General features: G+C 35.0%; 11 protein-coding genes. 3 read left to right on the forward strand and 8 right to left on the reverse strand.

From position 1 onward, the window contains the following. Positions 1-4: 4 nt before the first annotated feature. Positions 5-1984: a urocanate hydratase gene (locus ACVCXO_RS02465; RefSeq protein WP_452228012.1), complete on the forward strand. Its 1980-nt coding sequence runs from the start codon at positions 5-7 to the stop codon at positions 1982-1984. Between the two features lie 23 nt (positions 1985-2007). Next, positions 2008-2544 carry a DUF4136 domain-containing protein gene (locus ACVCXO_RS02470; RefSeq protein ID WP_452228013.1) on the forward strand — a complete coding sequence of 179 codons (537 nt, stop codon included), beginning with the start codon at positions 2008-2010 and terminating at the stop codon, positions 2542-2544. A gap of 59 nt (positions 2545-2603) precedes the next feature. Here ACVCXO_RS02470 and ACVCXO_RS02475 read toward each other — a convergent pair whose 3' ends face one another. The 4 genes from ACVCXO_RS02475 to ACVCXO_RS02490 form a co-directional block, all read right to left on the reverse strand. Then, positions 2604-2960 carry a hypothetical protein gene (locus tag ACVCXO_RS02475; protein WP_452228014.1) on the reverse strand — a complete coding sequence of 119 codons (357 nt, stop codon included), beginning with the start codon at positions 2958-2960 and terminating at the stop codon, positions 2604-2606. 75 nt (positions 2961-3035) lie between these two features. Then, the gene (locus tag ACVCXO_RS02480) at positions 3036-5087 is read right to left on the reverse strand and encodes an alpha-ketoacid dehydrogenase subunit alpha/beta (RefSeq protein ID WP_452228015.1); all 2052 of its coding nucleotides are present in this window, start codon (positions 5085-5087) and stop codon (positions 3036-3038) included. 117 nt (positions 5088-5204) lie between these two features. Further along, positions 5205-6560, reverse strand: coding sequence for a dihydrolipoamide acetyltransferase family protein (locus tag ACVCXO_RS02485; RefSeq protein WP_452228016.1), 1356 nt, complete (start codon positions 6558-6560; stop codon positions 5205-5207). Beyond that, positions 6550-6870, reverse strand: coding sequence for a GIY-YIG nuclease family protein (locus tag ACVCXO_RS02490; protein WP_452228017.1), 321 nt, complete (start codon positions 6868-6870; stop codon positions 6550-6552). The genes ACVCXO_RS02485 and ACVCXO_RS02490 overlap by 11 nt, the downstream gene beginning before the upstream one ends. Before the next feature lie 264 nt (positions 6871-7134). Between ACVCXO_RS02490 and ACVCXO_RS02495 the strand changes: the two genes are divergently transcribed. Continuing rightward, positions 7135-7605: an Lrp/AsnC family transcriptional regulator gene (locus tag ACVCXO_RS02495; protein ID WP_452228018.1), complete on the forward strand. Its 471-nt coding sequence runs from the start codon at positions 7135-7137 to the stop codon at positions 7603-7605. Between the two features lie 5 nt (positions 7606-7610). Here ACVCXO_RS02495 and ACVCXO_RS02500 read toward each other — a convergent pair whose 3' ends face one another. The 4 genes from ACVCXO_RS02500 to ACVCXO_RS02515 all read right to left on the reverse strand — a co-directional run bounded on the left by ACVCXO_RS02500 (position 7611) and on the right by ACVCXO_RS02515 (position 14142). Then, complete coding sequence (locus ACVCXO_RS02500; RefSeq protein ID WP_452228019.1) at positions 7611-8252, reverse strand: SCO family protein; 642 nt, start codon at positions 8250-8252, stop codon at positions 7611-7613. Position 8253: 1 nt separating this feature from the next. Then, positions 8254-10251 (reverse strand): copper amine oxidase, encoded by a 1998-nt coding sequence (locus ACVCXO_RS02505; RefSeq protein ID WP_452228020.1) that lies wholly within the window; start codon positions 10249-10251, stop codon positions 8254-8256. A 91-nt stretch (positions 10252-10342) separates the two neighbouring features. Next, complete coding sequence (locus ACVCXO_RS02510) at positions 10343-12826, reverse strand: TonB-dependent receptor (RefSeq protein WP_452228021.1); 2484 nt, start codon at positions 12824-12826, stop codon at positions 10343-10345. A 29-nt stretch (positions 12827-12855) separates the two neighbouring features. Next, positions 12856-14142 carry a phenylacetate--CoA ligase family protein gene (locus tag ACVCXO_RS02515; protein WP_452228022.1) on the reverse strand — a complete coding sequence of 429 codons (1287 nt, stop codon included), beginning with the start codon at positions 14140-14142 and terminating at the stop codon, positions 12856-12858. Between the last annotated feature and the right edge of the window lie 4 nt (positions 14143-14146).

Raw genomic sequence — 14146 nt, forward strand, 5'->3', positions numbered from 1 at the left:
CAATATGACATTCAAAAATCAAATATTAGAAGGCATTCCAGAAATATTACCACAGCCAAAAGCATACGAAACAGAAATAAATCACGCACCAAAGCGTAAAGCGATTTTATCTGCGGAAGAAAAAAAACTAGCACTTCGCAATGCACTACGTTATTTTAATAAAAAGCATCATGCAGAATTACTTCCCGAATTTAAAAACGAATTAGAAACCTACGGAAGAATTTATATGTATCGTCTACGTCCGGATTACAAAATGTATGCAAGACCAATAGATGAATATCCTGCAAAGACAAAACAGGCTGCTGCTATTATGTTAATGATTCAGAATAATTTAGATTATGCGGTAGCCCAACATCCTCACGAATTAATAACTTATGGAGGTAATGGCGCTGTGTTTTCCAATTGGGCACAATACCGATTAACCATAAAATATTTGGCAGAAATGAATGACGAGCAAACACTCGCTATGTACTCTGGCCATCCTATGGGATTATTTCCTAGTCACAAAAATGCACCTCGCGTTGTGGTCACCAACGGAATGATGATTCCCAATTACTCCAAACCAGATGATTGGGAAAAATTCAATGCCCTTGGTGTTACACAATACGGACAAATGACTGCTGGAAGTTTCATGTACATTGGACCACAAGGAATTGTGCATGGAACAACAATTACCGTATTAAATGCCTTCAGAAAAATAAAAAAAGAACCACAAGGAAATCTTTTTGTAACCTCAGGTTTAGGAGGTATGTCTGGCGCACAACCAAAAGCCGGAAATATTGCGGGTTGTATTACCGTGTGTGCAGAAGTAAACCCGAAGATCACACAAGTACGATTAGATCAAGGTTGGATAGATGAAAAAATTTCGAATCTAGATGCTTTAGTAACTCGTGTTACCAAAGCGAAAGCCGAAAAAGAAACCATTTCCATAGCATATTTAGGAAACATCGTGGACGTCTGGGAAAAATTCGATGAAGCAAACATTCATATCGACTTAGGAAGCGATCAAACTTCATTGCATAATCCTTGGGCTGGAGGTTACTATCCTGTAGGTATTTCTTTTGAAGACGCTAATGAAATGATGGCAAATAATCCGGAGCAGTTTAAAATAGAAGTCCAAAAAACACTTCGTCGTCATACCGAAGCTATAAATAAACACACCGCAAAAGGAACTTATTTTTTCGATTATGGTAATGCTTTCCTTTTAGAAGCATCCCGTGCTGGAGCAGATATTATGGCAAAAAATGGTATCGACTTTAGATACCCAAGTTACGTACAAGACATTATGGGACCTATGTGTTTCGATTATGGTTTTGGACCATTTCGTTGGGTTTGTGCTTCTGGAAAACCAGAAGATTTAGCAAAAACAGACGCTATTGCATGTACTGTTTTAGAAGAAATAAAAAAGAATTCGCCAGAAGAGATTCAGCAACAAATGGCGGATAATATCCAATGGATAAAAGGCGCACAAGAAAACAAATTAGTGGTAGGCTCACAAGCCAGAATACTTTATGCAGATGCAGAAGGGCGCATGAAAATTGCGCAAGCATTTAATGATGCCATTGCAAAACAAGAATTAGGATATGTAGTTCTAGGTCGTGATCATCATGATGTTTCCGGGACAGACTCCCCATATAGAGAGACAAGTAACATATACGATGGCTCTCGATTTACAGCAGATATGGCAATACAAAATGTAATTGGAGACAGCTTTAGAGGAGCAACTTGGGTAAGCATTCACAATGGTGGTGGTGTAGGTTGGGGAGAAGTTATAAATGGCGGATTTGGTATGGTTCTTGATGGTAGTATAGAAGCATCTAAACGTTTAAAATCCATGCTATTCTGGGACGTAAACAACGGGATTTCAAGACGAAGTTGGGCACGAAATTCAGGAGCTGAGTTTGCTATTAAACGAGCAATGGAAGTAGAACCAAATCTAAAAGTAACACTTCCAAATCACGTAGATGATGCTTTATTGAATTAGAAAAAATTTAAAAAATTGCAACTATGAAAAATCTATTCACCATTACATCGCTACTTCTTTTATTAGTAGTAACAACGTCTTGTAGCTCGGTAAGAGTCGCGTCAGATTATGACAAGCAAGCAAACTTTAACGATTTTAAAACCTTTGCTTTCTACAAAACAGGAATTGACAAAGCAGAAATTAATGATCTAGACAAACGTAGAATTCTTCGTGCTATTGAAGCAGAATTACTTGCAAAAGGTTTTACAAAATCTGAAAACCCAGATTTACTAGTTAGTATTTTTACAAAATCTAGAGAAAAAATAAATGTATACAGCAACAACTTTAGTCCTTATGGATATGGTTGGGGATGGAGTCCTTATTATTGGAACAACTACAATACAGTATCTAAATCTACGGAAGGTATTCTTTACATCGATTTAATTGATGCTAGCAAAAAAGAGTTAGTATGGCAAGGACAAGGTACTGGCTATCTATCTCAAAACAAAAAGGAAGAACGAATACAAGATTTTGTTACTAAGATCATGGAGAAATATCCTCCAGGTTTACAACAACAATAATAGGAATAAAAAAACCACTCTAAATTAGAGTGGTTTTTTATTTTTATATGAATAACGAATTATTTCTTAGGTGTTTCTAATGTTTTCAAATACCCTTGATATTGCTCATTCGTTAAAATGCTTTTTAATTTAGCTTTTACAGTTTCCAATAAAGAAGCTTTTGCTCCTTGTACTTTAGCGATGTCTTTATTTCCTTCCAAACCTTTTAAGTTTTGGTTTAAATCCACAAATACATTATAAACTGCAGCTTGCTGATTTCCATCTAACTCTACTAATTGATGTAAGTTATATGTTTGTACTTTGGCAACAGCTTCAGGTCTATCTGTTTCCGCTACTAAAGTTTCCTGAGCTTGAGATCCTTGCATCCCAATAAAAAATACAGCAATAAAGCTTAAAAGTGTAATATACTTTTTCATAATTATTTCAAATATTATAGTTATAATTTTAAGAGTTCAATATACAAAATAAATTGAAACCTATAATAGAATTATCTAATAGCTTAAAAGTTCCTTCATTTTAGCCTTCACCTTTTCTGTCGATGGAATCATGGTTTCCTCTAAAATAGAATTCAATGGAATTGCTGGCATATTCTCACTACCAATAGTCATTACTGGTGCATCTAAAAATTTGAAACACTCTTCTTGAATCTTTCCAGACAATGCTCTAGCAAAACTATTATTAGAAGGCTCTTCTGTCACCACTAAACACTTTCCGGTTTTCTTTACCGATTTCATAATAGTTTCTTCGTCTAAAGGAAATAACGTTCTTAAATCGATAATTTCAATTTGGTCTTGCATTCCAAATTCTTCGGATGCATTCATTGCCCAATGCACTCCCATTCCATAAGTAACAATAGTTAATGTTTCTACATTTTCTTGTTTCCAAATTTCTTGTAAAACCCATGCTTTCCCAAAAGGCAATACATAATCTTCACTTGGTTCTACCGATGTTGCTCCTTGGGTTCCTGCTACTTTAGACCAATACAAACCTTTATGTTCTAAAATCACCACAGGATTTGGATCGTAATACGCCGCTTTCATCAAACCTTTTAAATCGGCTCCATTGCTAGGATATGCGATTTTTACACCACGAATGTTCGTAAGTACACTTTCTACAGAAGACGAATGATAAGGCCCTCCACTTCCATAAGCACCAATTGGCACACGAAGAATCATACTTACTGGCCATTTTCCATTACTTAAATAGCAACTTCTACTTACTTCTGTAAATAACTGATTTAATCCAGGCCAAATATAATCGGCAAACTGCACCTCCACAATTGGCTTCAATCCAACCGCACTCATACCAACGGTAGAACCTACAATAAAGGCTTCTTGAATTGGCGTATTAAAAACGCGATCGTCACCAAATTTCTGCGCTAAAGTTGCTGCTTCTCTAAAAACACCACCAAGTCGCCCACCAACATCTTGTCCGTAAAGCAAACATTCTTTATGCTTTCGCATCAGTTCTTCCACAGCAAATAATGCGCAATCTACCATGACTACCTTTTCTGCTCCTTCTGGTGCACGTGTACCTTTTTCTTCGGTAATTGGTGTTGGCACAAAATCGTTTGTAAATAAATCTTCCGGTTTTGGATCTTCCGCTAATAATGCTTTTTCGAAGTCTGCTTGTACTTTCGCTTTCGCGGAATTTTCTATCCCTTCCAATTCAGCCTCCGTAAACCCATTATCTACTAATTGTTGTTTTATCACTGGATACGGATCACGAGAACGCGCTTCCTCTAAATCATCACGATACCATTCCATTCTAACACCAGAAGTATGATGATTTAATAACGGTACTTTTGCATGAATTAAAAACGGTCTTCGTTCTTCACGAATTGTTTTTATCACTTTTTCTACGGCTTCATAACTTTCTATAAAGTTTGCGCCGTCAATAGAAATAGCTTCTAGCCCATGGAATCCTTTAGCATATTCAAAAGCATTTTGCGCTCTTGTTTCTGCTGCATTTGCAGAAATATCCCAACCATTATCTTGTACTAAATATAAAATCGGCATTTGTTTTAAAGCTGCCATCTGGAAAGCTTCTGCAATTTCTCCTTCGGTTACGGAAGCATCTCCTAAAGAACAAACCACAAACGGTAAATCTTTAAGCGTTTTATCATCTAAACCTTGTAATTCTTTGTATTGCATTCCCATAGCAACTCCTGTGGCTGGAATAGTTTGCATTCCTGTTGCCGAGGATTGATGTGGGATTTTAGGCTTATCATCATCCTTTAAACTTGGATGGGAATAATAAGTTCTCCCTCCAGAAAACGGATCGTCTTTTTTAGCTAATAATTGCAACATTAAATCATAAGGCTCTAAGCCGAACGATAATAACATAGCATCATCTCTATAATACGGAAATGCATAATCTTGCGGTAACAACTGCATTCCTAAGGCAATCTGAATCGCTTCATGACCTCTAGATGTCGCATGTACATATTTGGATACTTGCTTAAAATTAGCTTCGTACAATTCTGCCATTGCTTTGGCTGTACATAATTTTGAAAATCCTTTTTTTAGTATGTCTTTATTCATATCAAATGCCTGCGAAAGCAGGTATCTTTTTTTGTCATTCCGCACTGCGATGCGGAATCTATTATAATTTTATTTAAAAGTGGGCCCCAAATCAAGTTTGGGATGACAAATCATTAATTATATCTTTCTATCTACATCAAATTGTTCAAAATAATCGGCTACTCGTCTTACAAAACTTCCTCCTAAAAAGCCATCGACAACACGATGATCAAAAGAAAGCGATAAGTACATCATACTACGAATAGCGATTTCATCTCCTTTTTCTGTAGTGATAACTTCTGGTCTTTTTTTAATAATCCCTAAAGCTAAAATAGCAACTTCTGGCTGATTGATAATTGGTGTTCCCATCACGCTTCCAAAGGTTCCTACATTTGAAATAGTAAATGTGCTTCCCTTAATATCATCACCACCAAGTTTATTTTCTCTAGCTTTTCCGGCTAATTCATTTACGTTAGCTGCTATAGTTTTTAAATCTTTAGTATCCGCATTTTTCACCACAGGAACGATTAAGTTTCCACTTGGTAATGCCGTTGCCATACCAATATTTATATCTTCTTTTACAATGATATTATTGCCATCGACAGATGCATTTATATTCGGAAAGTCTTTCACTGCTTTCGCTACAGCTTCCACAAACAATGGAGTAAAGGTTAAACGTTCTCCATGTTTTTCTTGAAAAGCGACTTTATTCGCATTTCTCCAATTGACCATATTCGTCATATCAGCTTCTACGTAAGCAGTAACGTGTGGCGAAGTATGTTTAGAATACACCATGTGATCTGCAATCATTTGGCGCATTCTGTCCATTTCAATGACTTTCCCCTTGCCTTTATCGAAATTTAATTGCGGAATTCTATATGCGGTTGGATCTTTTTCAGCTACGGCTTGTGCAAATTTAAAAGGTCTCCCTTCTTCTATATATTGAAACACATCACTTTTGCGTAAACGACCTTCATGTCCTGTTGCAGGAATTCGCGCTAATTCCTCAAAACTTATGTGATGTTCTTTCGCTATTTTGATTACTAATGGCGAAAAGAAGGTGTTTGTATTATTTACTGAAAATGAATTTGAAGTAAAATCTTGCTGAATTGGATTTAGTTTTTTTGGTGTTTTTTCCTTCTTTTGAGACGTCTCGATGGAGCCTGTGCTGAGCCTAGACGAAGTGCTCGACGTGACAATAGTTTTCTTTGAAGACTTTACTTCTTCTGAAACTTCAAGAATAGCCATTATTTCTCCAACAGGAACAATATCTTTAGCTTGAAACAGTATTTTTACTAATGTCCCAGAAGCTGGTGCCGGAACTTCGTTATCCACTTTATCTGTTGCAACTTCTAGAATGATATCTCCTTCTTCAAAAGAGTCTCCTTCTGCGATTAACCAATTGATTATGGTTCCCTCACTAATACTCTCGCCCATTTTAGGCATTTTTAATTCGTAACTTCCTGCGAAGGCAGGAATCTGTTTATCTTTCATTTCTAAACTTATTATAGTTTAAGTTCCAATTTATTGAAATATCCATCCAACCTGGATTCATTTCTTCTATTAATTTTACTTTCCACTCTCTTTTCCACTTCTTCATTTGCCGTTCCCTAATTAATGCAGGAGCATCAGCAATATACTCTTCAAAATAAACTAGTTTATCACAATTATACTTGGCAGTAAATGAATTAGGTCTATATTTTAACTTATGTTCCTTTACTCTTTCTTGTATTTCATCAGTAACGCCAATATAAATTGTTCCATTCGCTTTATTAGTCATGATGTATACAAACCAAGATTTCATTACTTTTTATTATGAGATTCCTGCATACGCAGGAAGTTGGTTCCCTCGCTAATACTCTCGCCCATTTTAGGCATTTTTAATTCGTAATTCTTCAAGCTAAATTTATTTTTATTTCAAGAATTAAAGATAAGCTATAATAAGATTTTCGATTGTTAAAAACTTGAAAATTAATTCTGAAAAGAATTTAATTCTTTTATTACATATAAATAAAGTTTATTTTACTTTTATAGTTACATTTGAAGCTCTTAAAAACACTATTTCCTTATGCCTCCAACACTAGATAAAATTGACACGCAAATCCTAAATATTCTTCAAACAGATAGCAACCGAACCACCAAAAGCATTGCTAAAGAACTAGGCATGACCACTTCGCCTATTTTTGAGCGGATTAAAAAATTGGAAAAAGAAGGATATATTAAAAAATACGTTGCTGTTTTAGACAATAAGAAAATAGGACTAAAGCTTACCGTTTTCATAGGTATCACCCTACAAGGCCACACCAGAAGTTACCTAGAGAAATTTGTAAAAGAAATAAATAATTTCCCCGAGGTAGTAGAGTGCCATCGAATAAGTGGAAACTTTGATTATTTACTAAAATTAGTGGTAGAAGATATTGAGGCTTATGAAACCTTTATTATATCGAAACTCACATTGCTTCCGTACCTAGGAAATGTGCAAAGTTTAATTACACTTTCTACAGGAAAAGAGACCAATGTGATCAATTTAGGACTTTAAATAATTTAATTCAAATCCGATAACAACTGTTTTACATCTTTAATTAACCGCTTGGTATGTGTACTATCTTTACCGTCATACATCCCACGAATTAATCCATTTTCATCTACCAACAATAATGCGCCACTATGCATAATATTATCTTTTAATCGATCTAAATCTTCATATACAACCGTTCCATAACTAAAGTTAGCTAAATCGTGCACCTTTTCTTTTTTTCCGGTTAGCAGTTGCCAATTGGAAGGTTTATCTATTTCTAATGTATTAGTATAGTAATCTTGTAAAACGTTTACCGTATCGTTTTCCGGATCAATAGAATGCGATAAAATCATAAAGTTCTCTTCGTCTTTAAAAGTATGATACACTTCTTTTAACTGTACTGAAACGATAGGACAAATAGACGGACAGCTAGTAAAAAAGAATTCTGCTATATAGATTTTTCCTTTTACTGCATTTTGAGTAATGGTCTGATTGTACTGATTTTTAAATTCAAAATCTGCTATTACCTGATATTCACCATCTTTTTTTGGTGATAAAATTGGTAGTTCCGGATTGCTTACATCTTGCTGTTTTTGGTGAGCTGTATCCTTACAACTCACCAAACACAACAAAAAGCTAATTGCTAATAGTATTGTTTTATTACTCATTTTATTTCCCGATAACTATTGCTGGATTACGATCAAAACTCTTAGCAGGTCTTAAGGTCATAGCATGCCAAACCGTTGGTAAAACTGGCCAATCTTCTGGCAATGTCATATGATGAAAACCCATGGTATACCAACATACAATGTCTTGATTATTGATATTTCTATCTTGCGCCACCCATTTTAAGATACCATCATTTCCTTGGCTTTGATTTGGGTATTTCCCGGAAGGATACATTTCGGATCTATCATAAGGAGTTACCCAAAGTTGTTCTTTAGACCAAGCTGCTCTTTTTTGAGGAAAATCTTCATCATCTAAAACAGATAGATAAGAATGCCCTAATATTTGGTAGCTCTTGTACTGCCCTAAACTATTTTTAGAATTTTTATTAACCACTTTCCAGTAGCCGTCATGCCCCTCGCTACTTTCTACAATTGGTCCTTCTTTTAATTCTGGATGTTCTACAACTTCCCAACCACTTTTTCTTGAATTATTTGGATATTTCACAGGTACAACCTCATCTGTTGCAAATGAATTATTAATACCATCCACATCTAAATCTAATCTAAACGATAAAAAATGATCATGAAAAACACCGATTAAATTTGGCGCTATTAAATTCCCAACTTTAGTTTCGTGCATTGCTTTAGGATCGTCCATTGTTTTAGACTCCACAGCTTTTGCTGCGTCCATTCCCGTTGCTCCCACTTCTATTTTCAATAAACCTTTAGTACTAAAAACATAATCAATTACATAATCATAGTTTCCTACTACCGGAATGGTTCTCACTACCAACTCCACTTCGGCTCTACTCTCATGTGTTCCGTTTAAAAACTCAGAATGCCTCCAAAGTGGTCTTCCTGTATTACGCTCAAAAACACCTATTACATTTTCTTGTAATAATGGCGTACCATCATCCATAGGAATCACGGCATTTAATAAGGTTGCATTTCCAGGAACATCGGTTCCTAATTCTATTGGTGAGGATAATAAGCCAAAACCATATTCTCCAATATCCATGTACGAACGATATTTCCAATCTTCGGCAGAATCCATATAAGGCACAAACATTTCATTTGCAGATAATTGATACGCTACGGATTGTCCGTCAAATTCTGCTAAAGAAATGATTGCTCCGAAGCGCTTATCCATTCTAAAATGAAACTTCCATCTATCCCATTCTATTTTCCCATCCTTAAATGAAAAATTATCTCCTTCTGGCGACGTTATTATTACTGGTTTTAATTTGTATGCACCAACAGACGCTTCATCATAATCATAAACCTTATCATTTCTCGCGATGGTTTCTTCAATTAAAACATCTACAACTTCTCCTTTATTTACGTCTACAACTGGGGTAATTCCATTAATTGGCTTTGCAAAAAGATTAGTTTTCACACCTTTTATATCCAATAGCCAAACTTTTAAAAGTCTTTGATCTGTACTTTCTGTTCCGAAATAACCTGTTGTTAATGGCGCACCTGCAACTTCATCTAAATTAGTATAGCCACGTTTTCTTAACGCTTCAATAACACGTTTATCTTTTTTCCATAACGCACCAGCTTGCATCCATTCTTCCATAAGTAATGCAGGTTGCACATTACTTATTTCTTTCCAATCTAACAGCTTTTTATTGGTGATATCTACAACTGCTTCGTAGGTCTTTTTATTTTGTCTAATTACAATATTAGCTTGTCTCTCGATAACATTCCCTACTTCCCAAGCATACATCGCTTCTTTTTGCGGTTCCTTTAAAGTGATTTCCGGGAAACGCGAGGCTTCTGTAACTTTTTTAGCCTCTAAAAGAATTGATTTCACATCTGTTAATTCTAACTGACTTAAAGCATCCATAGGATGTACAATTTCATTAGAAACAACCACTTCCACTTTTTCTGTATTTGTTTCTTGCTCCGTTTTATTACAAGAACTAAAGCTTAACAAAATAACTAAAAGCACAAAAGACATTTTTTCGACACGCATTACTATTCTTATTTTTTTCATATTCTTTTACTCTATATTAAAATCTTTTAAAAAAAATTAAAGTTGCCAAATTATACTTCAAGCAAATTAGCAACTTTAATTATAACAACACTTAAAATTTTGCTCTTAAAGAAACTCCGGCTGTAAAAGGTCTACTTGTTGCATATCTTGTTCTACCCTCTAACTCTGCCGCAAGAGAGATAATATCCCCAAAATTTGCATTTTCATTGGTTAAATTATTGGCAAATAAAGAAACATCAAACTTATTTAAGCTAATACCTATTCTTGCATTAACTAAGGTATATGCATCTAAAGTACGCGCTGGAGATCTATCATAATTACTATATCTCGTTCCAGAATGCTGAAGATCTGCTCTTACAAACATATCTTTTTTGTTAAACGCTTTAAACCTATATTCTGCAGTTGCAGAAGCCGTAATATCTGGAATAAGCAATATTTCATCTCCCTTTTCTGCTTCGGTTAAATGCGCATCTTCACCTACCTCAGTAATTTCAGATTTTATTAAACCAATACTTCCAGATAACGTTAACTGACTGGTTGGGTATGCATGCACATCCATTTCTAAACCATAACTATATGCTTTATCAATATTCATGATAAAATTATACCCAGATACTGGCAAATTGGTTCTTTGTTGAATATTATGCCAATCGTTATAAAAAAGAGCTGCATTTACTAGCAACTTTTTATTGGTAAGCCCTGCTTTTGCTCCAAGCTCATAACTCCATAAATAATCATCTTTATACGTTGCCGGAACATTTATTGTACCTAAAAGATCTACAGCTTCTGATTCGCTATACGCTGGCAAAACTCCGTTAACACCACCTAAACGATATCCTTTTGACGCACTAACATACATCATATTATTATCGTTGAACTTATATTTTAAACCAAATTTCGGATTAAAACCACTCGCTTTATTTGCTGGCAAATCACCGGTGATATCTTCATATCCCGAAACAAGAGAAGAGAATACCGTTCTAGATCTTGAACTTTCCGCATCAAACCAACGCAGTCCGAATGTTGCTTTTAACTTATCGGATATTTCATAATACATCTCTGTAAATAAAGAAATTTCTTTTATTTCTACACCATTTACAAATTCATAAACGTAGTCAAATTCAGGACTGGTTTCTCCTATAAACTCTCCTAAACCTGAAGAATAGCTTTCCCCTCTTTCATTACTCTTTTCTTTTGCATAAAAGATACCAGATGAAAAATTAAATTTACCATCTAAATCAGATACATAACGAAACTCTGTAACAAACTTTTCAAAATCTGCTTCTCTCCATATCTCTACTGGATAACCTACCTCATCGGATTGTGGAATCTCGAAAGCCGTATAGGTTAACCATTCTGAAAAATCTTCTTTTTCATAATAATATCGATCAAATGAAGACATTGCTAACACAAATTCTCCCTTATCTAATTTATATTTTGTGGTTAAACTTAGGTTACTAAATCTATCCTCAAAATTTTCGTCTATATCTGCAAATCGCACCTGATCAAAGTTACCTGGTTTTGTATCGGCTAAATTATAACCATCTGCTTCTGTACTTTGATAAATAAATTTAGGAAGTATGGTTAATCTTTCTGTTGGTGTCCATTTTGCTCCTAGATGAAATCCGAAAGTAGTTTCATCATCCACATCTTCCTTTGTTTTGGTTAATAAGGAATGATTATCGTTAAGTAAGGTAATTGGAGTATCTTCGGAAGTTAAAGGCACCTTATCAAAAATTCCGCTTTTAAAATTATAAAACGCTACCGTACGCACTGCCAATTTATCTTTAACAACAGGAATATTAAGGGTAAGATCTCCGGAGTAATTAACACCACCTTCATCTACAGAACTCACTTCCATACCAGCATTACCAGAAAAGGCATAAGTTGTAGGTTCATTTGTAATTACTTTTAACGCACCTCCCATAGCACTAGAACCGTATAAAGTTCCTTGTGGACCTCTTAAAACCTCTATTTGTTTTACATCTACCAATTTAGGATCTACTGTTTCTGGCAACGGCACTTCATCTAAATAAAAAGCGGTAGTTGCATTACCTGTAATACCTCTAATCGATATAGAATTAGAAGTTCTACCATCTGCAAGATCACCACCACCACCTTGCTTACCGAAAGATAAGTTTGGCACTTTTGAAGCATAATCACTAAACTCAAAAGAACCACTTTTTTTCAATTCTTTCGCTCCGATAGCGGTAATACTAATAGGAATATCTTTGGCATATTCTGCTTTTTTACGAGAGGTTAATAATACTTCTCCTAAGGATTGTGCAGATTCTTCCATTTTAACATTATAGTCTGCAGCATCTGAAACAATAAGCGTACTTGTTGTATAACCTAGGTATATAAATTCTAACACATCATTAGTATTTACTTCTAGACTATAATTCCCGTCAAAATCGGTGGCTACTCCTTTTGACGTTCCTTTTACTATAACATTAACACCTAATAAAGGCTGGCTAGTTTCTTGGTCTGTAACCTTACCACCAACTTGTTTTTGCGCATAACCCGCAAAATTAATTAGCAGCAATAGAACTAAAATTATTTTAATTTTTTTCATGATTAATTCGGTTAGTTAGTTAGTTAGTTTTATCTTTTATCCATAATTCTACTTAATTTACCACCTTCACTTCTAGGTATTTCTCCAACGGGGTGAAGGGTGATTTTCATAGACAATCCAATATTATCTTTTATTTTTTTAGAGAATTTTTTAATCAGCTGCTCATTGTCTAGCAGTTCATTATTTACCACTTCTACTTTCACTTCTACGGTATCCATCGCATTTTGTTTGGTTACAATAAGCTGATAATTTACAGAGAGCTCTTCTATATTAGAGATAACATCTTCCACTTGTGTATGAAAAAGATTAACACCTCTTATAATTAGCATATCATCTGATCGTCCTTTTATGGCACTCATTTTTATATGTGTACGTTTTATACTATGATCGTAGGATAAACTACAAATATCATTTGTCCAATATCTTAAAACAGGAAACGCCTCTTTAGTCAATGTGGTTATTACTAAAACGCCTTCTTCTCCATATGGCAATGGTTCACCGGTATCTTTATCTACAATTTCTGGATAAAAATGATCTTCCCAGATATAACTTCCCGTGCCTTGTTCTTCATAATCTTCTTGCGAAACACCAGGGCCAATAATCTCGCTTAAGCCATAAATATTTGTAGCTTTAAGATTTAGTTTTTGTTCTATTTCATTTCGAATTCCGTCTGTCCAAGGTTCTGCTCCTAGAATTGCATATTTTAAATTGAATCTAGAAGGATCAATACCTCTTTTTTCACATTCATTTGCGAGGGTTTGCGCATAAGAAGGTGTACAACAAAGTACTTCCGATTGAAAATCTTCTAAAAGCTGCAGTTGTCTATCTGTCATTCCTCCAGATATAGGTATTACAGCCATACCTAATTTTGTTGCTCCGCCGTGTATCCCTAAACCTCCAGTAAACAGACCATAACCATATGCATTATGTAAACGCATTCCTGGTTTTGCTCCTGCGCATGCAAGTGATCTCGCTACTACTTCATCAAAAACATCTAAATCATTTTTAGTATAACCAACTACTGTTGGCTTTCCTGTAGAACCGCTAGAACAGTGAATTCGATTTAATTCGCTCACATCGCAAGTAAAAAGTCCGAATGGGTAATTATCCCTTAAATCCGTTTTCTTTGTAAATGGTAACCGATGCAAATCTTGAACACCTTTTATATCTCCGGGTTTCAGACCAAGCGCATCGAGTTTATTTTTATAGAAAGGCACCTTCGTATAAATTCGGTTTAGCATGGTTTCTAAACGTTCATTTTGCAACTTTCGAAGTTCCTTTATAGGTAATGTTTCTATAGCCTTATTATAAATCATATCA

The sequence above is a fragment of the Lacinutrix sp. MEBiC02404 genome (assembly GCF_053601575.1).

What these genes read in the sequence shown, in the direction of transcription:
- ACVCXO_RS02465 (WP_452228012.1), top strand. Translation starts at nt 5, where the DNA reads ATGACATTCAAAAATCAAATATTAGAAGGCATTCCAGAAATATTACCA.
- ACVCXO_RS02470 (WP_452228013.1), top strand. Translation starts at nt 2,008, where the DNA reads ATGAAAAATCTATTCACCATTACATCGCTACTTCTTTTATTAGTAGTA.
- ACVCXO_RS02475 (WP_452228014.1), bottom strand. Translation starts at nt 2,960, where the DNA reads ATGAAAAAGTATATTACACTTTTAAGCTTTATTGCTGTATTTTTTATT.
- ACVCXO_RS02480 (WP_452228015.1), bottom strand. Translation starts at nt 5,087, where the DNA reads ATGAATAAAGACATACTAAAAAAAGGATTTTCAAAATTATGTACAGCC.
- ACVCXO_RS02485 (WP_452228016.1), bottom strand. Translation starts at nt 6,560, where the DNA reads ATGAAAGATAAACAGATTCCTGCCTTCGCAGGAAGTTACGAATTAAAA.
- ACVCXO_RS02490 (WP_452228017.1), bottom strand. Translation starts at nt 6,870, where the DNA reads ATGAAATCTTGGTTTGTATACATCATGACTAATAAAGCGAATGGAACA.
- ACVCXO_RS02495 (WP_452228018.1), top strand. Translation starts at nt 7,135, where the DNA reads ATGCCTCCAACACTAGATAAAATTGACACGCAAATCCTAAATATTCTT.
- ACVCXO_RS02500 (WP_452228019.1), bottom strand. Translation starts at nt 8,252, where the DNA reads ATGAGTAATAAAACAATACTATTAGCAATTAGCTTTTTGTTGTGTTTG.
- ACVCXO_RS02505 (WP_452228020.1), bottom strand. Translation starts at nt 10,251, where the DNA reads ATGAAAAAAATAAGAATAGTAATGCGTGTCGAAAAAATGTCTTTTGTG.
- ACVCXO_RS02510 (WP_452228021.1), bottom strand. Translation starts at nt 12,826, where the DNA reads ATGAAAAAAATTAAAATAATTTTAGTTCTATTGCTGCTAATTAATTTT.
- ACVCXO_RS02515 (WP_452228022.1), bottom strand. Translation starts at nt 14,142, where the DNA reads ATGATTTATAATAAGGCTATAGAAACATTACCTATAAAGGAACTTCGA.